At 65.7% G+C, this 20,154-nt stretch carries 20 protein-coding genes; 14 read left to right on the top strand and 6 right to left on the bottom strand.

Features of this window, described 5'->3' with window-relative positions:
- The first annotated feature begins 4 nt into the window (after positions 1 to 4).
- From tssF to ACPTTC_RS29185, 4 genes are read left to right on the top strand one after another with little or no spacing between them, the layout of a single operon-like run.
- Positions 5 to 1,819, top strand: a complete 1,815-nt coding sequence (tssF, locus tag ACPTTC_RS29200) for a type VI secretion system baseplate subunit TssF (protein ID WP_423394955.1) — start codon at positions 5 to 7, stop codon at positions 1,817 to 1,819.
- 17 nt (positions 1,820 to 1,836) lie between these two features.
- The gene (tssG, locus tag ACPTTC_RS29195) at positions 1,837 to 2,940 is read left to right on the top strand and encodes a type VI secretion system baseplate subunit TssG (RefSeq protein WP_423394954.1); all 1,104 of its coding nucleotides are present in this window, start codon (positions 1,837 to 1,839) and stop codon (positions 2,938 to 2,940) included.
- Positions 2,941 to 2,953: 13 nt separating this feature from the next.
- Positions 2,954 to 3,472: a type VI secretion system lipoprotein TssJ gene (gene tssJ, locus ACPTTC_RS29190; RefSeq protein ID WP_423394953.1), complete on the top strand. Its 519-nt coding sequence runs from the start codon at positions 2,954 to 2,956 to the stop codon at positions 3,470 to 3,472.
- Complete coding sequence (locus ACPTTC_RS29185; RefSeq protein ID WP_423394952.1) at positions 3,469 to 4,233, top strand: hypothetical protein; 765 nt, start codon at positions 3,469 to 3,471, stop codon at positions 4,231 to 4,233. The genes tssJ and ACPTTC_RS29185 overlap by 4 nt, the downstream gene beginning before the upstream one ends.
- A 90-nt stretch (positions 4,234 to 4,323) precedes the next feature.
- Here ACPTTC_RS29185 and catC read toward each other — a convergent pair whose 3' ends face one another.
- From catC to ACPTTC_RS29170, 3 genes are read right to left on the bottom strand one after another with little or no spacing between them, the layout of a single operon-like run.
- Positions 4,324 to 4,614 carry a muconolactone Delta-isomerase gene (catC, locus tag ACPTTC_RS29180; protein WP_105830058.1) on the bottom strand — a complete coding sequence of 97 codons (291 nt, stop codon included), beginning with the start codon at positions 4,612 to 4,614 and terminating at the stop codon, positions 4,324 to 4,326.
- Positions 4,615 to 4,657: 43 nt separating this feature from the next.
- On the bottom strand, positions 4,658 to 5,560 hold the full coding sequence (catA, locus tag ACPTTC_RS29175) for a catechol 1,2-dioxygenase (RefSeq protein WP_423394951.1): 903 nt from the start codon (positions 5,558 to 5,560) through the stop codon (positions 4,658 to 4,660).
- A gap of 31 nt (positions 5,561 to 5,591) precedes the next feature.
- The gene (locus ACPTTC_RS29170; protein WP_423394950.1) at positions 5,592 to 6,725 is read right to left on the bottom strand and encodes a muconate/chloromuconate family cycloisomerase; all 1,134 of its coding nucleotides are present in this window, start codon (positions 6,723 to 6,725) and stop codon (positions 5,592 to 5,594) included.
- Positions 6,726 to 6,816: 91 nt separating this feature from the next.
- On the opposite strand from ACPTTC_RS29170, the gene ACPTTC_RS29165 reads away from it, so the two are divergent.
- The gene (locus ACPTTC_RS29165) at positions 6,817 to 7,707 is read left to right on the top strand and encodes a LysR family transcriptional regulator (RefSeq protein WP_175957588.1); all 891 of its coding nucleotides are present in this window, start codon (positions 6,817 to 6,819) and stop codon (positions 7,705 to 7,707) included.
- Positions 7,708 to 7,931: 224 nt separating this feature from the next.
- Here the strand turns inward: ACPTTC_RS29165 and andR are convergent, their stop codons facing one another.
- Entirely contained in the window at positions 7,932 to 8,891 is a 960-nt protein-coding gene (gene andR / locus ACPTTC_RS29160; RefSeq protein WP_423394949.1) for an anthranilate 1,2-dioxygenase regulatory protein AndR, read from the bottom strand.
- Here andR and ACPTTC_RS29155 point away from each other — a divergent pair.
- From ACPTTC_RS29155 to ACPTTC_RS29130, 6 genes are all read left to right on the top strand, one after another.
- Complete coding sequence (locus ACPTTC_RS29155) at positions 8,890 to 9,033, top strand: hypothetical protein (protein WP_175957586.1); 144 nt, start codon at positions 8,890 to 8,892, stop codon at positions 9,031 to 9,033. The two genes, andR and ACPTTC_RS29155, sit on opposite strands and share 2 nt — an antisense overlap.
- Positions 9,034 to 9,102: 69 nt before the next feature.
- Positions 9,103 to 10,374 (top strand): anthranilate 1,2-dioxygenase large subunit AndAc, encoded by a 1,272-nt coding sequence (gene andAc / locus ACPTTC_RS29150; RefSeq protein ID WP_175965858.1) that lies wholly within the window; start codon positions 9,103 to 9,105, stop codon positions 10,372 to 10,374.
- A gap of 14 nt (positions 10,375 to 10,388) precedes the next feature.
- A complete protein-coding gene (andAd, locus tag ACPTTC_RS29145) occupies positions 10,389 to 10,865 on the top strand; it encodes an anthranilate 1,2-dioxygenase small subunit AndAd (RefSeq protein WP_175957583.1) in 477 nt (158 codons plus the stop codon).
- A gap of 17 nt (positions 10,866 to 10,882) precedes the next feature.
- Positions 10,883 to 11,209, top strand: coding sequence for an anthranilate 1,2-dioxygenase ferredoxin subunit AndAb (gene andAb / locus ACPTTC_RS29140; protein WP_175965859.1), 327 nt, complete (start codon positions 10,883 to 10,885; stop codon positions 11,207 to 11,209).
- Positions 11,199 to 12,419 carry an anthranilate 1,2-dioxygenase system ferredoxin--NAD(+) reductase gene (gene andAa, locus ACPTTC_RS29135; RefSeq protein WP_423394948.1) on the top strand — a complete coding sequence of 407 codons (1,221 nt, stop codon included), beginning with the start codon at positions 11,199 to 11,201 and terminating at the stop codon, positions 12,417 to 12,419. The genes andAb and andAa overlap by 11 nt, the downstream gene beginning before the upstream one ends.
- 170 nt (positions 12,420 to 12,589) lie before the next feature.
- Complete coding sequence (locus ACPTTC_RS29130) at positions 12,590 to 13,876, top strand: DUF445 domain-containing protein (RefSeq protein ID WP_423394947.1); 1,287 nt, start codon at positions 12,590 to 12,592, stop codon at positions 13,874 to 13,876.
- A 48-nt stretch (positions 13,877 to 13,924) separates the two neighbouring features.
- Here the strand turns inward: ACPTTC_RS29130 and ACPTTC_RS29125 are convergent, their stop codons facing one another.
- Together ACPTTC_RS29125 and ACPTTC_RS29120 are read right to left on the bottom strand one after the other, a co-directional pair.
- A complete protein-coding gene (locus ACPTTC_RS29125) occupies positions 13,925 to 14,224 on the bottom strand; it encodes an addiction module antidote protein (protein WP_175965862.1) in 300 nt (99 codons plus the stop codon).
- Positions 14,225 to 14,227: 3 nt separating this feature from the next.
- Positions 14,228 to 14,545: a type II toxin-antitoxin system RelE/ParE family toxin gene (locus tag ACPTTC_RS29120; RefSeq protein WP_413226999.1), complete on the bottom strand. Its 318-nt coding sequence runs from the start codon at positions 14,543 to 14,545 to the stop codon at positions 14,228 to 14,230.
- Between the two features lie 342 nt (positions 14,546 to 14,887).
- Between ACPTTC_RS29120 and ACPTTC_RS29115 the strand changes: the two genes are divergently transcribed.
- From ACPTTC_RS29115 to ACPTTC_RS29105, 3 genes are all read left to right on the top strand, one after another.
- Entirely contained in the window at positions 14,888 to 16,528 is a 1,641-nt protein-coding gene (locus ACPTTC_RS29115; RefSeq protein ID WP_423394946.1) for an acetolactate synthase large subunit, read from the top strand.
- A gap of 29 nt (positions 16,529 to 16,557) precedes the next feature.
- Positions 16,558 to 17,991, top strand: a complete 1,434-nt coding sequence (locus ACPTTC_RS29110) for an aldehyde dehydrogenase family protein (protein WP_423394945.1) — start codon at positions 16,558 to 16,560, stop codon at positions 17,989 to 17,991.
- Between the two features lie 241 nt (positions 17,992 to 18,232).
- Positions 18,233 to 19,816 (top strand): Na+/H+ antiporter, encoded by a 1,584-nt coding sequence (locus ACPTTC_RS29105; protein ID WP_423394944.1) that lies wholly within the window; start codon positions 18,233 to 18,235, stop codon positions 19,814 to 19,816.
- The last annotated feature ends 338 nt before the right edge of the window (positions 19,817 to 20,154 follow it).

The following is a 20,154-nucleotide window of genomic DNA, read 5'->3' as shown; positions in this document are numbered from 1 at the left end:
TCCCATGGACAACGACGATCCCATCCTGCGCTACTACGAAGCGGAAATGCGCTATTTGCGCGAGTCCGGCAAGGAATTCGCGAAGGCGCATCCCGACCGTGCACGCCTGCTCAATCTCGACCGCGTCGGCGATCGCGATCCATACGTCGAACGTCTGTTCGAAGGTTTCGCGTTCCTGACCGGCAGGCTCAGGCAAAAACTCGACGACGAATTGCCCGAGCTCACCGAAGGGCTCGTCAGCCTGTTGTGGCCGCACTATCTGCGGATGATCCCTTCGCTGTCGATCGTCGAGCTGACGCCATTCGCCGAGAAACTGCAGAAAACGGTAACCGTGCCGGCCGGCGTGCCGGTGCGTTCGGCGCCGATTAACGTGCCATCTCCGAGCGGCACGGAAGGCGTGGCGCCGCGGACGGTGCAATGTCTGTATCGGACGACGCAGGCCGTTGCGCTGCAGCCGGTCTCGATCACGCATGCAGCGCCGGCCGTGCGTCACGACGGCCGCTCGGTGATCCGTGTCGGCTTCGCGTTGCACGGATCGGCGCTGCGCAAGGAGACGGATCTGTCGCGGCTGCGGCTGCACCTGAACGCCGATCTGCCGACCGCGTTCGCGATGCATCTCGCGTTGACGCGTCAGGTCGATTCGATTCACTGGCGCGTTCCGGAAATACGCGATGGCGAAGCCGTACCGCTCGCCGGCGTCACGATCCAGCCGGCGGGATTTTCGACGGAAGAGCGGCTGTGGCCCAAAGCCGATGCGGCGTTTTCCGGATATCAGCTGCTGCTCGAATACTTCACGTTCCGCGAGAAATTCCTGTTCGTCGATCTGTGCGGACTGGAGGTCACGACGCTGCCCGAAAAATCCACCCGCTTCGAACTGGAGATCGTGCTGAAGGAGGCTTATCCGTTGGATCAGCGGTTCAACGCAGATCACGTGCGACTGTTCTGTTCGCCGGTGATCAACCTGTTCGAACTGGATGCCGAGCCGATCGAGATCGACCATCACGAAACGGAATATCGCGTCGTGCCGGCCGGTCATCGGGGCGAGCATGTCGAAACGTATTCGGTCGACGCGGTCGCGACGTTCGACCACGATACGGCCGAGCGATACGAATACGTGCCGTTCGCGACGTTCCGGCATCGCGGCGGCATGTTGCGTCACGAGGCGCCGGAACGTTATTTCCATACCCGTGTGCGTTCCGGCGTATCGGGGCTGCACGAAATGTGGGTGATTCTCGGCGGCCACGCGTGGGAAACGATGGACACCCTGCCGGAGGAGAGCCTGTCGCTGCGTGTGACGGGCACGAACGGGTTGCTGCCGCGCAAGGGGTTGCGTGAGGTGAGCCTCGATGAGTTGGCGGCCAGCACCCCGAACGTCGCGAGCGTGTGCAATCTGGTGTCGCCGACGTTGCCGTTGTATCCGCCGACGGAAGATCGCTTCCAGTGGCGCGTACTGTCGCATCTCGCGCCGAACTTTCTGTCGATGATGAATGCGGAAGTGCTGCGCGGCGCGTTGGCGCTGTACGACTGGACGAACGAAGAACTGAACCGGCGGCGGCTCGCCGGCATCCTGCACGTGTCGCAGCACATGATCGAGGAGGTGTCGGGCGGCGCGGTCGAGCGCGGCGTGCTGATCGAGGTCACGCTCGATTCGCACGCGTTCTCCGGCGACGGCGACGTGATGCTGTTCGGCGAGCTGCTGCACCGGTTCTTCGGCGCGTATGCGGAGATCAATCTGTTCACGAAGCTGGCAATCGTCAGCCTGCCGTCGCGATTCCGGACGGATTGGCCGCGCAGCAAGGCGCGGCGGGCGCCGCTATGACGGGTTCGAGCAATCGGATGGCGGCCGAAGCCGCCGCATCGAAGGGGCCGCCGGTGTTGACCGGGGCGCTGTTCCAGCGGGCGCAGCAGATGACATTCATGCAGTTCTGTCGTCTGCTGGAGGCATGTGCGCCCGAACGTCCCGGATTCGGTACGCGCGACACGCCGGAACATGAGCCGGTGCGATTCCGGCCGCGTCCGCGGTTGGGGTTTCCGGCGGGCGAGGTGGCCGCTGTCGAATTCGACGACGCGCACCCCGATGCGCCGCCGACCGTACGCACGACATTCATGGGGCTTTACGGCGTCGATGCGGCCATGCCGTCGCACATGATCGACGAGATCGTGCTGCGGGAGGAAGGGCACGAGGCGGTCGAGGCATTTCTCGATCCGTTCAATCATCGCGCGGCGACACTGCTGTATCGCGCATGGAAGAAGTATCGCTATCCGGAGCGTTTTCGGGCCGGCGGTGTCGACGATTATTCGCAGAGCCTGCTGTGTCTGGCGGGATTTGGATGGGGCGACAAGCCGTTGCGGGCGGGCTTGCCGAATTCGCGGATGCTTGGGTTGCTGGGCTTGCTGACCCAGCGCACGCGTACGTCGGAAGGGCTGGCCGGGGTGGTGGCGCTCGCGGCGCCCGGGGTCGATGTCCGTGTCGACGAGTTCTGGGCGGTGACGACGAGTACCGGGCGACCGACGCCGTTGACGTCGGCGAAGCCGGATGCGGCAGTGCTGCCGGACGGGAAGCGCAGCGGGCTCGGCCGTGGTTACGTGCTCGGCAAGCGCCTCACGTATCGCAGCCGGGCGGTGCGCATGACATTGCGGCCGGTCGACGAGCGACAGGCGCAGGACCTGTTGCCCGGTGCGAGGCTGCATCGGGAGGTGATGGCATTCATCCAGCTGTATGTCGGCGTCAAGGCCGATGTGCATTTGCGGATGGAAGTGTCGTCACGGTTCGTTCCGTACCCGACCGTCGGCGTCGAACGCTCGGGCCCGGCGCCGCGTCTGGGCTGGACGACGGTGCTGCCGTCGGTCGATGAACGCGTGATCGACATTGCGCTCGGCGTGTACGACGCGTTTCCGTTACCACAACCCAACCCGCATCTCGTGCCGCACACGATCTGATCCAGGAGGTTCCATGTTCCATCGAATGAGTGCGGCCGCCGCTGCCGCCGTATTGTTGCTGTCAGGTTGCGGTGCCTGGCAGTCCGTGTCGGACGCGTCGTCGAATGCGTATCGCGCCGTATTTTTCAAGCAGGTGAAGGTGCTCGACGTGGATCTTTCCGCGCGCGCCGCACTGAACCCGGACGACGCAGGGCGGCCGACATCGGTGGCCGTTCGCGTCTATCAGTTGAAGGACCGCAAGCTGTTCGACGGGGCGTCATACGAGGATTTGTTGAAGAATGACCGGACGGTGCTTGCCCAGGATTTGCAGGCGGATATGTCGGCTGTTGTAAACCCCGGCGCTTCGTCGAGCTTGTCTCAACCGATGCAACGCGAGACGGCGTATGTGGCGGTCGTTGCGTTGTATCGCGTCCCCGGAGCCGCCGGAGACTGGAGACGAGTTATCGAGAAAAAGAAGCTTGATCCGGATAAGCCTTTACGCCTCGATCTGACGTCGAGCAGATTACAGATGACGGAGGACATGCCTAAGTGAAAGTCGCGCAATCTATTCCGAGTGGGAGCAAGCCCTTCGGGTTCTCTAAACAGCTAGGACTGGCAATTTGGCTTGGTGCCATCGTGTCCGTTCGCGTGGCGGCTCAAGATGTACCGTCCCCACTCATCGTGCCGCTCGCTGGAAAGCCCGAAGACTTTGTTCCAAAGGGCTGGAAGCTCGAATTTCAGACGAAGGGCGATCTGAACGGCGATGGCCGCGACGATCTTGTGCTGGTTCTGCGTGACAATGATCCCGCGAACGTGATATCTGATGGCGGCATGTGCGAGAGCCCGTTCGACGCGAATCCGCGCATCCTTGTCGTCGCCTTTGCACAGCCAGATGGGCAGTACGCTCTCGCGCTGCGAAACGAAACGCTGATACCGACCCGGGAATCACCGTGTCTGGCGGATGCCCTGGAAGAGGGGAACGTGAGCATCGACCGAGGTACGTTGCAGGTCAGGCTGGGTCGCTTTGCCAGCGCTGGGAGTTGGGAAATGGGATCGACCACCTATACGTTTCGGTGGCAGGATCGGAATTTCATGCTGATCGGCTATGACAACTTCTCGGTGATGCGTAATACGGGCGCCGTGCGTACGCTCAGTGTGAACTACTCGACGGGCAAGGCCAAAATGTCGATCGGGCGTGTATCCGACGACCGTGAACGCACTCGATGGGTAAAGCTGCACGCGCCGCGTCGCTGGACGCTCGATCAAGTCGGCGATGGGTTCGAATTAGCCCAGTCGTTGCCGACAGTCGAATAATCGTTCATGCAGGTTTGCGTAGCGTCACCGCGACGCCATGTCTCGCGACTCATGCCGCCGGATACCCGGCGGCATGGGCCGCTGCCGGAATTACCGATCGTCTTCCCGCACCGAAGACGGATGCCGGCACAGCGCCCGCACTTCCATCTCCATATACGGAAACAGCGGCAACTGGCTGAGCACGTCATGCAGCTGCTGCACACTTTCGACGTCGAAGATGCTGACATTTGCATACTGTCCGGCGATCCGCCACAGATGCCGCCAGGTCCCTTCGTTCATCAGCCGCTGGCACATCGCCTTTTCTTCCGCCTTCAGCGTGGCCGCCTTGACCGGATCCATGTCCGTCGGCAGACGAACGGTCATTTCCACATGAAACAGCATGCTGCACTCCTTGTGTTGTCGATTCGTCGAACGGGAAGGCCGCTCAGGCCTGCGCGCGGGCCCGCTCGACTTCGCTCGCCGGCACGTCCTGCTTTTCCTTGAGCAGCGAGAAATCGAAGTCGATTAGCGCGAACGGCCCGTCGACGCCATACGGCTTGCCTTCCGCGCCTTCGGCCTGCTTCACCGGCGGGATCAACCCGTCGCGCGTCGCGAAGGCGAAGTCGTCCCACAGATGCGGATCGCCATCGATGTTGATCTGCGTCGTCAGCTTACGATAACCGTCCGCCGAAACGAAGAAGTGAATGTGCGCCGGACGATGGCCGTGGCGGCCGAGCTGGTCGAGCAGTTGCTCGGTCTTGCTGCCCGGCGGCACGCTGTAGCCGACCGGCAGCACGCTGCGGAAGCTGTAGCGGCCTTCGGCATCGGTGCGGATCGAGCGGCGCAGGTTGAACGCGGGCTGCGATTGATCGAAGTACGAGTAGTTGCCGAGATGGTTCGCGTGCCACACCTCGACCAGTGCGTTCGCGATCGGCGCGCCATCCTGACCGAGCACCTGGCCGCGCATGATCAGCGTCTGGCCCGGATCGGTGCCGTCGTCGAGACGCGCATGGCCGACCGATTCCGGCGCACCGGCGACATACAGCGGCCCTTCGATCGTGCGCGGCGTGCCGCCCTGGATGCCGGCCTTTTCCTCGGCTTCGTCCATGCGCACGTCGAGGAAGCGCTCGAGGCCGAGGCCCGCGGCGATCAGCCCGAATTCACGGCCGGCTTCGTTCAGATAGTTCAGCGCCGTCCAGAATTCGTTCGGCTGCACGTCGAAGTCCTCGATCGTGTAGCAGATGTCCTTCACGATCCGGTTGACGATCGCGCGCACGCGCGGGTTGCCCGGCTTTTCGGCGGCGTCGTCGAAGGTCTTCAGCAGTGCATCGATGGCTTGCTTGTCCATGTGTGTCTCCGGTTTCGGTTGTCGTGTGGGGTCAGCGGGCGTCGCGTCGCATCCGCTCGATGCGGGCCCAGTCGAAGGTGATGCCGAGGCCGGGCGTCGCCGGCAGGTGCAGCTTGAAATCCTCGTAGCGCAGCGGCTCGACGAGGATTTCCTCGGTGAGCAGCAACGGGCCGAACAGCTCGGTGCCCCATTTCAGCGAGTCGAACGTGCTGAACAGTTGCGCGGACGCCATCGTGCCGGCCGCGCCCTCGAGCATCGTGCCGCCGTACAGTTCGATGCCGGCCGCCGCCGCGATCGACGCGACGCTCGCCGCACCCTGCAGGCCGCCCGATTGCGCGATCTTCACCGCGAACACGTCGGCCGCGCGATCCTGCGCGAGCGCGAATGCATCGACGGGGCCGTGCAGCGCCTCGTCGGCCATGATCGGCACTTGCGCCAGTTGCGTGAGGCGTTTCAGCCCCGCGCGGTTGGTCGCGGCGATCGGCTGCTCGACGAGGCTCACGCCGGCTTCCGCAAGCCGTGCGCCGGCCCAGATCGCGTCGGTTTCGCTCCATGCCTGGTTCACGTCGACGCGCACGTCGCCGCGCGCGCCGAGCGCGCGCTTGATCGCGATCACGTGCGCGACGTCGTCGGCCACCGCGTTCGAGCCGATCTTCAGCTTGAACGCACGGTGGCGACGCGCGTCGAGCATCGCTTCGGCTTCCGCGATGTCGCGCTGCGTGTCGCCGCTCGCGAGCGTCCATGCGACATCGACCGCATCGGTCCGGCGGCCGCCGAACAGCTCGGACAGCGGCACGCCGAGGCGGCGCGCCTGCGCGTCGAACAACGCGGTCTCGATCGCGCACTTCGCGAAGCGGTTGCCCTGGAACAGCTTGCGGGCGCGCGCCAGCGCAGCGCCCGGGCGGGTCGCGTCCAGGCCCTGCAGCAGCGGCGCGAAGTAGGTGTCGATGTTGACCTTGATGCTTTCGGGGCTCTCCTCGCCGTACGCGAGGCCGCCGATGGTCGTCGCCTCGCCGACGCCTTCGATACCGTCCGTGCATCGAACACGCACCAGCACGAGGGTCTGGCAATTCATCGTGGCGACCGACAATTTGTGGGGCCTGATCGTCGGCACGTCGACGAGCAGCGTCTCGATGCGTTCGATGGTGGCGGCAGTTGCTATCATGCGATTCCTCCTGTTGGTGCACATGGTAGGAATTCCCACCCGGCGTCGTCCAACACTCTTTCCGACTACTTCCATACCTTTGAGGCATGAAATGGAATTGCGTCAGCTCCGCTACTTCATCGCCGTCGCCGAGGAAATGAACATCACGCGGGCGGCCGAGCGGCTGCACATGACGCAGCCGCCGCTTAGCCGCCAGCTCCAGGCGATCGAGGACGAGATCGGATTGCCGCTGTTCGAGCGCGGCGCACGGCCGCTGAAACTGACGGATGCGGGGCGCGTGTTCTATGCGCAGGCGAAGCGCCTCGTCGACCAGGCCGACGAGCTCGGCCCGCTGACGCGGCGGCTCGCGCAATTGTCGGAGCGGATCGTGATCGGCTTCGTGCCGTCGACGTTGTACGGCGCGCTGCCGGACGTGATCCGTGCATTTCGCGAGGCGCAGCCGGACGTCGAACTGTCGCTGATCGAAATGTTCACGCTGGAGCAGCTCGGCGCGCTGAAGGGCGGGCGGATCGACGTGGGCTTCGGCCGGCTGCGGTTCGACGACGACCAACTGGTGCGCGAGGCGTTGATCGAGGAAAAGCTGATCGCGGCGCTGCCGGTCGGGCATCCGCTTGCCGATCCGGCCCGGCCGCTCGCGCTCGCGGATATCGCGAACGAGACGCTGATCGTCTATCCGAGCACGCCGCGGCCGAGCTTCGCGGACCAGCAGCTATCCGCATTGCGCGATGGCGGGCTGGTGCCGGCGGCCGTCCATGAGGTGCGCGAATTGCAGACGGCGCTCGGGCTCGTCGCCGCGAAAGTCGGCGTGTCGCTGGTGCCGGAGAGCGTGGAGGGCGTGCGCGTGAGGGGCGTCGTCTACCGGCGCCTGCCGGAGCCGGCCGCGACGTCGCCGATCATCATGAGCCGCCGGCTGCACGGCGAAAGCGCCGCGACGGCGGCGTTCTGCGCGATTGCGCGGGAGATGTTCGCGCCGGCCGCGTAAGGGCACGCCGATTGGGCATTGCTGCAACTAACGGTCGCGTTAGGGGGTTCCGGTCAAATGCACAAAAGGGCGGCATGAGGCGATGTTGTCTGGCACGGGCGGAACGGCGCGCCCTCTGGTGTCGGCCGGGCAGGGCTGCAAGCCGGAAGCCGGCAAACAGTCGGTCGTGCCCCCGGCCCTTGATCCAGCTGGCCTGTGGTTCACCGAGTCGGGCCAGCGCCCGCCTACTGCTTCCCGCCGAGCGTCTCCGACGGCGATTCCCCGAATTTCTCCCGATAAGCGATCGCGAACCGCCCGAGGTGCGTAAACCCGCAATCGAGCGCGATATCGGCAATGCGCCGGTCTGACGCCGCGCCGCGTAACAGCTCGCGCGCATGGTCGAGCCGCGTCGCGCGCAGGTATTGCATCGGGCTCGTCCCGCGGAACTGCAGGAACGCGTCGCGCAGCGTGCGCTCCGGCACGTTGGCGGCGCGGACGATATCGGCGAGCTGCAGCGGCTGCGCGTAATGCGCGTTCACGAACTCCTGCGCGCGCCGCACGAAGCCGGGCGCCGGGTCGCGATGCGACGCGTGCAGCACGGACGGCGGGTGGCCTTCGATCAGCAGGTCGATCAGCAGGTGCTCGAGCTGCGACGCGACGCGCGGGTTCGCGCTCGCGCGTTCGAGCAGTTCGGGCGAACGCGCGACGAGCATCAGTTGCTGGCGCCATGCGGCGAGCGCGGCGTCGCTGATATGCAGCACGGGGTCGAGCGTCGCGCGCGGGTCGCCGGTCAGCGACCCGACGGTCGCCGCATCGATGCGCAGCACGAATTGCTCGCAATCGGCGGACAGCACCGCGTCGAAGCGCTCGCCGGGCGCGCACAGCACGCCGGTCTGGCCGTCGACGCCGAGCTGCCGCCCCATCGCGCGCACCTCGGCCTGGCCGGACAGGCAGAACATCAGCAGGTAATAGCCGTCGACCGCGTCGACCTGCACGCGCATCGCGTCGCCGAACGCGATCGTGCCGATCCCGAGCCCGCCGAGCTTGACGAAATCCATGTGCGACGCCCCGTGCACGCGGCCGTTCGGCAGCAGCGCGTGCGGCTGCATCACGCGCGAGATCCGCTCGCGCGTCTCGTCGAGATCGCGGGATTCGAACAGCCGGTGCGCGCGCAGCGCGAGCGGCTCGAACGACGTTGGGGACATGGGCATCAGCCTGATTGTGGACGGCGCGCTTCGATCCGACGAATGGGTCTCGATCAAATGCCGCATCGTGCGTGCCGCCATGCTAGCTCAGAAATCCGCCGAAAGTGGATATTGCACCGCCGCAATCGCACTTTCCGGATAGACGGCGAATATTAGCCTTTCAAAAATGGACCCCATCTTATTAATGCAACGGATCAACAAGGAGTCCGACATGGAGCAGACAGAATCGCCCGTCGTGTTCGCCGCGCGCGGCGACGCGTCCGACGTGAGCTTTCCGCACGACGACGGCTCGCGCGTGCCGTACAAGGTGTTCAGCTCGCAGGCCGTCTACGAACGCGAGCAGGAACGCATCTTCCGCGGGCCGACGTGGAACTTCGTCGCGCTGGAAGCGGAAATCCCGAACGCCGGCGATTTCAAGAGCACGTTCGTCGGCGACACGCCGGTGGTCGTCACGCGCGCCGAGGACGGCACGCTCGCCGCGTGGGTGAACCGTTGCGCACACCGCGGCGCGCAGGTGTGCCGCAAGTCGCGCGGCAACGCGAGCTCGCACACGTGCGTGTATCACCAGTGGAGCTTCGACAACACGGGCAACCTGCTCGGCGTGCCGTTCCGGCGCGGCCAGAAGGGGATGACCGGGATGCCGGCGGATTTCGATCCGAAGCAGCACGGGCTGCGCAAGCTGCGCGTCGACAGCTATCGCGGGCTGGTGTTCGCCACCTTCAGCGACGATGTGATGCCGCTGCCCGACTACCTCGGCGAGCAGATGCGCCCGTGGATCGACCGGATCTTCCACAAGCCGATCGAGTATCTCGGCTGCACGCGCCAGTATTCGAAGTCGAACTGGAAGCTGTATATGGAGAACGTGAAGGACCCGTATCACGCGAGCATGCTGCACCTGTTCCATACGACCTTCAACATCTTCCGCGTCGGGATGAAGGCGCGTTCGATTCCGGACGCGAACCACGGGCTGCACAGCATCATCACGGTGACGAAGACGAACGACGACACGTCGGCCGCGTACAAGCAGCAGAACATCCGTTCGTTCGACGAGGGCTTTCACCTCGAAGACGAATCGATCCTGGATCTCGTGTCGGAATACGACGAGGACTGCACGAACCATATCCAGCCGATCTTCCCGCAGCTCGTGATCCAGCAGATCCACAACACGCTGGTTGCACGACAGATCCTGCCGAAGGGCCCCGACAACTTCGAGCTGATCTTTCACTTCTTCGGCTATGCGGACGACACGCCCGAGCTGCGCGCGCTGCGCATCAAGCAGGCGAACCTCGTCGGGCCGGCCGGCTATATCTCGATGGAAGACACGGAGGCGACCGAGCTCGTGCAGCGCGGCACGGTGCGCGACGCCGATGCGACGTCGGTGATCGAGATGTCGCGCGGCAATCCGGACCAGCAGGACACGGTGATCACCGAAAGCCTGATCCGCAAGTTCTGGGTCGGCTACCAGAAGCTGATGGGCTATTGAAGCGGGAGCGAGAAATGACGGAAGACATGAAGACGTGGTTCGAGATTTACATGCTCCAGAACCGCTATATCGGGCACCTCGACAACGATCGGCTCGAAGCATGGCCGACGATGTTTACCGAGGACTGCACGTACGAAATCGTGCCGAAGGAGAACGCGGATCTCGGGCTGCCGGTCGGGATCGTCCACTGCACGAACCAGCGGATGCTGCGCGACCGCGTGGTGTCGCTGCGGCACGCGAACATCTACGAAGAGCATACGTACCGGCACATGACGTCGGGCCTGACGATCGTCGCCGAACGCGACGGCGAGATCGACACCGAGAGCAACTACGTGGTCGTGCAGACGCGCAGCAACGGCGAGTCGAACGTGTACCAGGCCGGCAAGTACTACGACACGGTCGTGCGCACGCCGGACGGTCTGCGCTACAAGACCAAGCGCGTGATCTACGACACGTCGCGCGTGCAGACGCTGCTCGCCACCCCGATCTGACGAAGCAAGGAACCGACATGACCGAAGCAACGCTCGCCGAGTGGCACCCGCTTGGCGCTTACGACGAATTCACCGAAGACGAACCGGCGGCGCGTGTCGCCGGCCAGAAGCCGATCGCCGTGTTCCGGATCGGCGACGAGCTGTTCGCGATGCACGACCTCTGCACGCACGGCCATGCACGGCTGTCCGAAGGGTATGTGGAGGACGGTTGCGTCGAATGCCCGCTGCACCAGGGGTTGATCGACATCCGCACCGGTGCGCCGAAATGCGCGCCGATCACGGAGCCGGTGAAGACCTATCCGATCCGGATCGTCGACGGGCAGGTGGAAGTCAATGTCGGCTGATCCGTTCGTGATCGTCGGCGCGGGCCACGCGGCCCGGCGCACGGCCGAAGCGCTGCGCGAGCGCGACGCCGCCGCGCGCATCGTGATGATCGGCGCGGAGCGTGAGCTGCCGTACGACCGGCCCGCGTTGTCGAAGGATGCGCTGATGAGCGACGGCGGCGAGCAGCGCGCGTTCGTGCGCGACGCGGCGTGGTACGACGCGCAGCGCGTCGAGCTGCGGCTCGGCACGCGCGTCGATGCGATCGAGCGTGACGCGCGGCGCGTGCGGCTCGACGACGGCGCGACGCTGCCGTACGCGCGGCTCGTGCTCGCGACGGGTTCGCGGGTGCGCAGGTTCGGCGGTGCGATCGACGAAGGCGTCGAGCCGCATTACGTTCGCACGGTCGACGATGCGCGTGCGTTGCGCGCACAACTCGCGCCGGGCCGCCATGTCGCGGTGCTCGGCGGCGGTTTCATCGGCCTCGAGGTCGCGGCCGCGGCGCGCCAGCTCGGCTGCGACGTAACGGTGATCGATCCGGCGCCCCGGTTGCTGCAGCGTGCGTTGCCGGAAGTCGTCGGTGCGTATGCGCATCAGTTGCACGACGCGCGCGGCGTGGTGTTTCAGATGGCGACGCTGCCGCGTGCGATTCGTCGTGCACCGGCCGGCGGTGCGATCGTCGAGACCGATCGCGGCGACGTGCAGGCCGATATCGTCGTGGTCGGCATCGGTGTCGTGCCCAACGTCGAACTTGCGCAGGCGGCCGGGCTCGACGTCGACAACGGGATACGCGTCGACGCGGGCTGTCGGACGACCGATCCCGCGATCTTCGCGGCGGGCGAGGTGACGATGCACTTCAATCCGCTGCTCGGGCGTCACGTGCGGATCGAATCGTGGCAGGTCGCCGAGAACCAGCCGGCCGTCGCGGCCGCGAACCTGCTCGGGGCCGACGAAAGCTATGCCGAGCTGCCGTGGTTATGGTCCGATCAGTACGACTGCAACCTGCAGATGCTCGGGCTGTTCGGCAGCGAATGTACGACCGTCGTGCGCGGTGATCCGGCGAGCGGGCCGTTCACGGTGTTCGGGCTGGGCGACGATGGCAAGATCGTCGCGGTGGCGGCGGCGAACCTGGGGCGCGACATCGGCGCGTCGCGCCGGCTGATCGCGGCGGGGGCGGTGCCGGACCCGGTGAAGCTCGCCGATCCGGCGGTGAACCTGAAGACGTTCCTGTAGCAGCCGCACGGTCGTCCGGCCCGGCATGCGGTGACGATGCCGGCCGGCCCCGGGCGCGATCCGCCGGTCCGATCCGGCGGAGTGCCGCCCGCCCGATGGGCGTCGCAATGTTTGTCGGCAGCACCGCAACCGGTGCATATTAGCGGCATCGTTCGCCCGACCGGTTGCCCATGACGCCAGACAAAGCCCTCGAACTGAAACACAGCAAGCGCCGCGCACTGTGGCTGCTGCTGGCCGCGGTCGCGGTGTTCGTCGCGACGATCCTGCTGCCGCGCGGCCCGTGGGTCGACGGCTTCAAGGCCGTGGCCGAAGCCGCGATGGTGGGCGCGCTGGCCGACTGGTTCGCGGTCGTCGCGCTGTTCCGCCGCGTGCCGATCCCGTTCGTGTCGCGCCATACCGAGATCATTCCGAAGAACAAGGACAAGATCGCCGACAACCTCGCGGTGTTCGTGCGCGAGAAGTTCCTCGGCCCCGATGCGCTCGCCGCGCAGATTCGCCAGCACGACCCCGCGCAGAAACTCGGCGCGTGGCTCGGCGAGCCGGCGAACACCGACGCGCTCGGCGGCTATGTGACGAAGCTGATGAGTTTCGCGCTCGACATGACCGACGACGCACGGATCCAGTCGTTCGTCCATGACGCGTTTCGCGCGGTGCTCGACCGGGTCGACCTGTCGCAATCGGCCGGCGCGATCCTCGACACGCTGACGAAGGACGGCCGCCACCAGGCGCTGCTCGACGATGCGATCGAACAGGTGGTCGACGTGCTCGACAAGGAGGAGAACCGCGAGGTGATCGCGGGCTTCATCGTCGAATGGCTGAAGACGCAGTACCCGAAGGTCGAGAAGATCATGCCGACGCAGTGGTTCGGCGAGAACGGCGCGCGGATGCTCGCGAGCGCGGTGAGCCGCGTGCTGGAAGGCGTGGCGGCGGATCCCGAGCACGAGCTGCGGCAGCGCTTCGACCGGACGGTCGTGCGCTTGACCGAGCGGTTGAAGCACGATCCCGCGTTCATCGAGAAGGGCGAGGAGATCAAGCGCTATATCCGCGACGGTGCCGCGTTCAACGAATATGCGCGCGATTTGTGGGACCAGTTGCGCGCATGGCTGAAAGCCGATCTCGCGCGCCCCGATTCGGCGCTGCACCGGCAGGCCGCGATGCTCGGCGGTTGGCTCGGTGCGCGGCTGGCGGAAAGCCCGGCATTGCGCGCGTCGCTGAACGAGCACGTCGAGAAGGCCGTGCACGAGATGGCGCCGGATTTCGCGGATTTCCTGATGCGTCACATCCGCGACACGGTGCGCAACTGGGATGCGCGCGAGATGTCGCGGCAGATCGAGCTGAACATCGGCAAGGATTTGCAGTACATCCGCATCAACGGCACGCTGGTCGGCGGACTGATCGGGCTCGGGTTGTATCTGGTGTCGCTGGTGCCGCGCTGGGCGGCCGGTTGGCTGAATTGATGCAGCCGCGGCCATCGCGCAGACGGCGCGATGGCGCGCACCCACGCGTCACGCGTGCGCTTTCGAGCCGTGCAGTTGCAGGCCGAGCGCCTTGATGACCTTCAGGATCGTGCCGAAGCTCGGGTTGCCGTCGTGCGACAGCGCCTTGTACAGCCCTTCGCGCGACAGGCCCGCATCGCGCGCGACCTGCGACATGCCGCGGGCGCGTGCGATCACGCCGAGCGCGTGCGCGATGAAGGCCGGATCGTCGCCGGCTTCTTGCAGGCAGGCTTCGAAGTAGTCGGCCATGTCGTCTTCGGTTTTCAGATGGTCGGCCGAATCCCACGGCCGGGTGTGGATCTTGTCCATCGATTACTCCATGTCGAGATGCGCAAGCATCGCGTGCGCGGCGCGGATGTCGGCCTGTTGCGTCGATTTATCGCCGCCGCAGAGCAGGATGACCCAGATCGTTCCGCGCCGGACGTAGTAGACGCGGTAGCCGGGGCCGTGGTCGATACGCATTTCGACGACCGGCGAGCCGACGGATTTCCAGTCGCCCGGATTGCCCATCGACAGGCGGTCGATGCGTGCCTGGATGCGGCGCTTCGCGACGCGATCCGGCAGGCCGGCAAACCATGCGTCGAAGACGTCGGTGGTCCGGATGCTGAACGTAGGCGCACTGTAGGGCATTGATTGTGGCATGTCAACCATGGTTCACAGATGTATCGGCTATTCCGCAGCCGCTACATTAGGGCCGCCCGCTTCGTTTGCGCGCCAAATGGCCGTTTGGCCGAAGTCGAAGTTTTCCGAATCCGTCTACAATCAATCACGTCTTTGCCGCCCGTGCGCGCTCGCCGCGCATGGGCGGGTCCGTTTGTCCTCCGGTATCCGGGGGCGCCGCCGCGCATCGCGTGGCGGGAAGTGCCGTGGTTTGTGTCCAGTAGGTAAAGCGTCCGCGTGCCGTAGGCCGGCGCGCGTTCTGAACGCCGCGCGTCCGTAGGCCGGGCAGGCGGCATCAACCGAGAGTCCCCCATGAAAGCATCGGATCTGTTCGTGAAGGCGCTGGAAGCCGAAGGCGTCGAGTACGTGTTCGGCATTCCCGGCGAGGAAAACCTCGATCTGCTCGAATCGCTGCGGCGATCGAAGATCAAGCTCGTGCTGACCCGGCACGAGCAGGCGGCCGGGTTCATGGCCGCCACCTACGGCCGCCTGACGGGCCGCACCGGCGTGTGTATCGCCACGCTCGGGCCCGGCGCGACGAACTTCGTGACGGCCGCCGCGTATGCGCAGCTCGGCGGCATGCCGATGCTGATGATCACCGGGCAGAAGCCGATCAAGTCCAGCAAGCAGGGCCACTTCCAGATCGTCGACGTCGTCGACATGATGCAGCCGCTCACGAAGTTCACGCGGCAGATCGTGTCGATCGGCAACATCCCATCGGCCGTGCGCGAGGCGTTTCGCCGCGCGGAGGAAGAGCGCCCGGGCGCCGCGCACCTCGAACTGCCGGAAGACATCGCGCACGAGGAGGGCGACGGCAAGCCGATCCCGCGCAGCTACAGCCGGCGGCCGGTGGCCGAGGAGAAGGCGGTCGCGCATGCGGTCGACGCGATCCAGGCCGCGCGCCATCCGCTGCTGATGATCGGCGCGGGCGGCAACCGCAAGACCACCTGCAAGATGCTGCTCGAATTCGTCGACAAGACAGGCATCCCGTTCTTCACGACGCAGATGGGCAAGGGCGTGATCGACGAGACGCATCCGCTGTGGCTCGGCAACGCGACGCTGTCTGACGGCGATTTCGTGCACCGCGCGATCGAGCATGCAGACTGCATCATCAACGTCGGCCACGACGTGATCGAGAAGCCGCCGTTCTTCATGCGTACCGACGACAAGACCGTGATCCACGTGAACTTCCTCGGTGCGCAGGTCGACCCCGTCTACTTCCCGCAGATCGAGGTGGTCGGCGACATCGCGAATGCGGTGTGGCAGATGAAGGAGGCGCTCGCGCCGCAGCCGCACTGGGATTTCGAGCGCTTCGCGATGATCAAGGCGCATTTCGACGCCCATCTGGAGAAGGGCCAGCACGATGCGCGCTTCCCGATGTACCCGGTGCGAATCGTCAACGATCTGTACAACGCAATGCCGGTCGACGGCATCGTCTGTCTCGACAACGGGATGTACAAGATCTGGTTCGCGCGTTACTGGCGCGCGCACGAGCCGAATTCGCTGCTGCTCGACAACGCGCTCGCGTCGATGGGCGCGGGGCTACCGTCGGCGATCGCGACGAAGATCGTGCATCCGCAGCGCAAGGTGATCGCCGTGTGCGGTGACGGCGGCTTCATGATGAATTCGCAGGAGCTCGAAACGGCCGTGCGGCTGAAGCTCGACCTCGTCGTGATGATCCTGCGCGACGACGCGTTCGGCATGATCCGCTGGAAGCAGGAGAACATGAACTTCCCCGATTTCGCGATGACGCTGCAGAACCCCGATTTCGTGGCCTATGCACAAAGCTATGGCGCGCACGGGCATCGCGTCGAATCGGCCGACGATCTCGAGCCGCTGCTGCGCGAGTGTTTCTCGTCGCCGGGCGTGCACGTGATCGACGTGCCGATCGACTACTCGGACAACGAACGCGTGCTGAACCGCGAGATCAAGCGCCTGTCGGCGCAACTCTGAATGTCCCGTTCACAGGAAGGAGTCGTTCCATGTTGAAGGAAACCTATCCGTACTACCTCGCCAACGAAGCCGTCTACGCGAACACCGATCTGGAAGTGACGGACAAGTTCAGCGGCGAGGTCGCGACGCGCGTCGCGCTGGCCGACGCGAAGGCGATCGATGCGGCGATCGGCGCGGCGGTCGCCGCCGCGAAGCCGATGCGCGAGCTCCCGGCCTACAAGCGGCAGGCGGTGCTCGACCATTGCGTCGCGCGCTTTCGCGAGCGCTTCGACGAGCTGGCCGAGGCGCTGTGCATCGAGGCCGGCAAGCCGATCAACGATTCGAAGGGCGAAGTCACGCGGCTGATCGACACGTTCCGCGTGGCGTCCGAGGAATCGGTGCGCATCGACGGCGAGATCATCAACCTCGAGATCTCCGCGCGTGCGCAGGGCTATACGGGCTACACGAAGCGCGTGCCGGTCGGCCCGTGCTCGTTCATCTCGCCGTTCAACTTCCCGCTGAACCTCGCCGCGCACAAGGTCGCGCCCGCGCTCGCGGCCGGCTGCCCGTTCGTGCTGAAGCCGGCGAGCCGCACGCCGATCGGCGCGCTGATCATCGGCGAGGTGCTCGCGGAAACCGACTTGCCGAAGGGCGCGTTCTCGGTGCTGCCCGCGCATCGCGACGGCGCCGATCTCTTCACGACCGACGAGCGCTTCAAGCTGCTGTCGTTTACGGGCTCGCCGGCCGTCGGCTGGGCGCTGAAGGAGAAGGCCGGCAAGAAGAAAGTCGTGCTGGAGCTCGGCGGCAACGCGGCCGCGATCGTCGATGCGGACCAGCGCGAGCGGCTCGACTACGTGGTCGAGCGTCTCGCGTTCGGCGCGTACTACCAGTCGGGCCAGAGCTGCATCGGCGTGCAGCGGATCCTCGTGCATGCCGACCTGTACGACGCGTTGCGCGAAAAGCTGATCGCGAAGACCCGTTCGCTGAAGATGGGCGATCCGAAGGATCCGTCGACGTTCGTCGGCCCGATGATCTCCGAATCCGAATCGCGCCGGCTGTCGGGCTGGATGGATGCGGCCGTCGCGGCGGGCGCGAAGATCGTCGCGGGCGGCAAGGTCGATGGCGCGATGTTCGAGGCGACGCTGCTCGAAAACGTCGGGCACGAGCAGGACCTGTACCGGAAGGAGGCCTTCGGCCCCGTCGCGATCCTCGAGAAATTCGACCGCTTCGACGATGCACTCGCGCGCGTGAACGACAGCGACTTCGGGCTGCAGGCCGGCGTGTTTACCGATTCGCTCGCACATGCGCAGCGTGCGTGGGACGAACTGGAGGTCGGCGGCGTCGTGATCAACGACGTGCCGTCGTTCCGCGTCGACAACATGCCGTACGGCGGCGTGAAGGATTCGGGCCTCGGCCGCGAAGGGATCCGCTACGCGATCGAGGACATGACCGAGCCGCGGCTGATGGTCGTGCGGCGCCGGTAACGCGCGGGCAGGCAGCGCGGCGCCGCGACGGCACGCAGGCGGGCAATCGGGCCGGCCCGCGTGCCGTTTTTCATGGCGTCGTGCACGTCGGGCCGGCGCCGGCTCGCACGGTGCCCGCGGCATGCGGCGGGCCGCCCGAACGCGCTCGACTGCGGGCCTCGCCTCGTGATGTAATCGCGCGAAACTGCCGACCGGGGTACGACGCCGGAAAGCGCGAATTCATTCTTCACGAGGTCGATTCATGTCTCCCGTCTCGGCATTCAAGCTGGTTTTGTTGTCATTCCTCGCGATCGTCGCGCTCGAATGCATCGCCAAGCGGCTGCGGCTGCCGCCCGCGGCCGCGCTGCTGATCGGCGGCATCGGCATCGCGTTCATTCCCGGCCTGCCGCCGATCGATCTCGACCCCGAACTGGTGCTGCTGGTGTTCCTGCCGCCGCTGCTGATGGACGGCGCGTACTTCTCGGTGTGGGAGGAGTTCAAGCGCAACGTCGGCGGCATCCTGCTGCTCGCGATCGGCGCGGTCGTGTTCACGACGTTCGCGGTCGGATTCGCCGTGCACTGGGTGGCGCCGTCGCTGCCGTGGGCCGCGTGCTTCGCGCTCGGCGCGATCGTGTCGCCGCCCGACGCCGTCGCAGCGAAGGCCGTGCTCGAGCGTGTCGCGCTGCCGCGCCGGTTGATGGTGCTGCTCGAGGGCGAGAGCCTGTTGAACGATGCGGCCGGCCTCGTGCTGTTCCGCTTCGCGGTCGCTGCCGCGCTGACCGGCGCGTTCAGCCTCGAGCACGCGGTCGTGCGCTTCGCGGAGCTGGGGCTCGGTGGCGTGGCGATCGGCTTTGCGGTCGGCAAGCTCGTCGTGTGGTTCCTGAAGCTGCTCGACGACGACTATCTCGTGATCACCGTTGCGGTGATCGCCGGCTGGATCGCGTACATCGCGGGGGAAATGGCCGAAGTGTCCGGCGTGATCGCCACCGTCACGGCCGGCATGATCATCGGCTGGCATCAGCACGAGGTGTTCTCGGCGGCCGTGCGCACACGCGGCACCGCGTTCTGGCAGGTCATCGTGTTCCTGCTCGAAGCGATGGTGTTCGTGCTGATCGGGCTGTCGCTGCGCGGCGCGATCCACCGGCTCGGCGGCTTCGAGCAGGTGCTCGCCACGATGGTGCCGCCGATGCTCGCGGTGCTGGCGGCGGTGATCGTGTCGCGCTTCGTGTGGATCTACGCGGTCGAGGCGCTGAAGTGGCCGGTGCGCGGGATCGCGCGGCGTGGTGAAGCGCCCGACTGGAAGGCCGCGACGATCATGAGCTGGGCCGGGATGCGCGGCGTCGTCACGCTGGCGATCGCGTTGTCGCTGCCCGAGGCGATGCCCGGCCGCGACGTGATCCTGGTCGCGTCGTTCGCGGTGATCCTCGTCACCGTGCTGCTGCAGGGCACGACGATCGGGCCGCTGATCCGGCTGTTGCGCCTGCCGCAGCGCGAAGAACGCGCGGCCCACCACCTGACCGAGCCGCAGACGTGGGCGTACGTCGAGGCGGCGCAGCTCGCGGCGATCCAGCCGCTCGTGCGCGACGAGAACGGGGTCGTGATCCATCCGCGCCTGCTCGAGCAGTACACATACCGCGCGGAATTGACCGAGCGGGCGAAGAACGAGCCCGCGTATCCGGCGGAAGTGCGCGCCGCACACTACGACGTCGTGCTGGCCGCGATCAAGGCCGGGCGTGCGGAACTGTTGCGCCTGCACCGTTCGGGCCACATCCACGACGAGATGCTGCACGCACTCGAACGCGACCTCGACCTGCAGGAAGTGTCCGCGCAGCACGCGCGCGGGTAAGGCCGCACGCCTGTGTCATACCGCCATCGAGCGGCCGGCGCCAGCCGGCTCGAAGCGCGTCCGGGCCGATCGCTGCCCGGCGCGCTTTTTTTCGCGTGCCCGTCGATTTGGGGGATTTTCATCCGGCCCTCAAATGTGGCGGGCAAGCAGCCTTGCGGCGCATGCAAACCTTATCGCACCGGTCTCGCAAACGTTATCGTCTTTCGAATCCGGAAATGATCTGATTTAACTCTTTCCGTCTCTTTCTGCATATTTGGCAAAACTAAACCGGAAGGAGATAGATGCTGTGTTCTAATTTCATTTAGAATCAGCCGGTTATGTTTATTGAGAGAAAGGAT

Origin of the sequence: Burkholderia mycopellens (assembly GCF_964265025.1) — a bacterium.
GTDB lineage: Bacteria > Pseudomonadota > Gammaproteobacteria > Burkholderiales > Burkholderiaceae > Burkholderia.
This window is presented reverse-complemented; position numbering and strand designations above follow the sequence as displayed.

Coding starts and splice junctions, on each gene's coding strand:
- tssF (WP_423394955.1), top strand. CDS start 5: ATGGACAACGACGATCCCATCCTGCGCTACTACGAAGCGGAAATGCGC.
- tssG (WP_423394954.1), top strand. CDS start 1,837: ATGGCGGCCGAAGCCGCCGCATCGAAGGGGCCGCCGGTGTTGACCGGG.
- tssJ (WP_423394953.1), top strand. CDS start 2,954: ATGTTCCATCGAATGAGTGCGGCCGCCGCTGCCGCCGTATTGTTGCTG.
- catC (WP_105830058.1), bottom strand. CDS start 4,614: ATGCTGTTTCATGTGGAAATGACCGTTCGTCTGCCGACGGACATGGAT.
- catA (WP_423394951.1), bottom strand. CDS start 5,560: ATGGACAAGCAAGCCATCGATGCACTGCTGAAGACCTTCGACGACGCC.
- ACPTTC_RS29170 (WP_423394950.1), bottom strand. CDS start 6,725: ATGATAGCAACTGCCGCCACCATCGAACGCATCGAGACGCTGCTCGTC.
- ACPTTC_RS29165 (WP_175957588.1), top strand. CDS start 6,817: ATGGAATTGCGTCAGCTCCGCTACTTCATCGCCGTCGCCGAGGAAATG.
- ACPTTC_RS29155 (WP_175957586.1), top strand. CDS start 8,890: ATGGGCATCAGCCTGATTGTGGACGGCGCGCTTCGATCCGACGAATGG.
- andR (WP_423394949.1), bottom strand. CDS start 8,891: ATGTCCCCAACGTCGTTCGAGCCGCTCGCGCTGCGCGCGCACCGGCTG.
- andAc (WP_175965858.1), top strand. CDS start 9,103: ATGGAGCAGACAGAATCGCCCGTCGTGTTCGCCGCGCGCGGCGACGCG.
- andAd (WP_175957583.1), top strand. CDS start 10,389: ATGACGGAAGACATGAAGACGTGGTTCGAGATTTACATGCTCCAGAAC.
- andAb (WP_175965859.1), top strand. CDS start 10,883: ATGACCGAAGCAACGCTCGCCGAGTGGCACCCGCTTGGCGCTTACGAC.
- andAa (WP_423394948.1), top strand. CDS start 11,199: ATGTCGGCTGATCCGTTCGTGATCGTCGGCGCGGGCCACGCGGCCCGG.
- ACPTTC_RS29130 (WP_423394947.1), top strand. CDS start 12,590: ATGACGCCAGACAAAGCCCTCGAACTGAAACACAGCAAGCGCCGCGCA.
- ACPTTC_RS29125 (WP_175965862.1), bottom strand. CDS start 14,224: ATGGACAAGATCCACACCCGGCCGTGGGATTCGGCCGACCATCTGAAA.
- ACPTTC_RS29120 (WP_413226999.1), bottom strand. CDS start 14,545: ATGCCCTACAGTGCGCCTACGTTCAGCATCCGGACCACCGACGTCTTC.
- ACPTTC_RS29115 (WP_423394946.1), top strand. CDS start 14,888: ATGAAAGCATCGGATCTGTTCGTGAAGGCGCTGGAAGCCGAAGGCGTC.
- ACPTTC_RS29110 (WP_423394945.1), top strand. CDS start 16,558: ATGTTGAAGGAAACCTATCCGTACTACCTCGCCAACGAAGCCGTCTAC.
- ACPTTC_RS29105 (WP_423394944.1), top strand. CDS start 18,233: ATGTCTCCCGTCTCGGCATTCAAGCTGGTTTTGTTGTCATTCCTCGCG.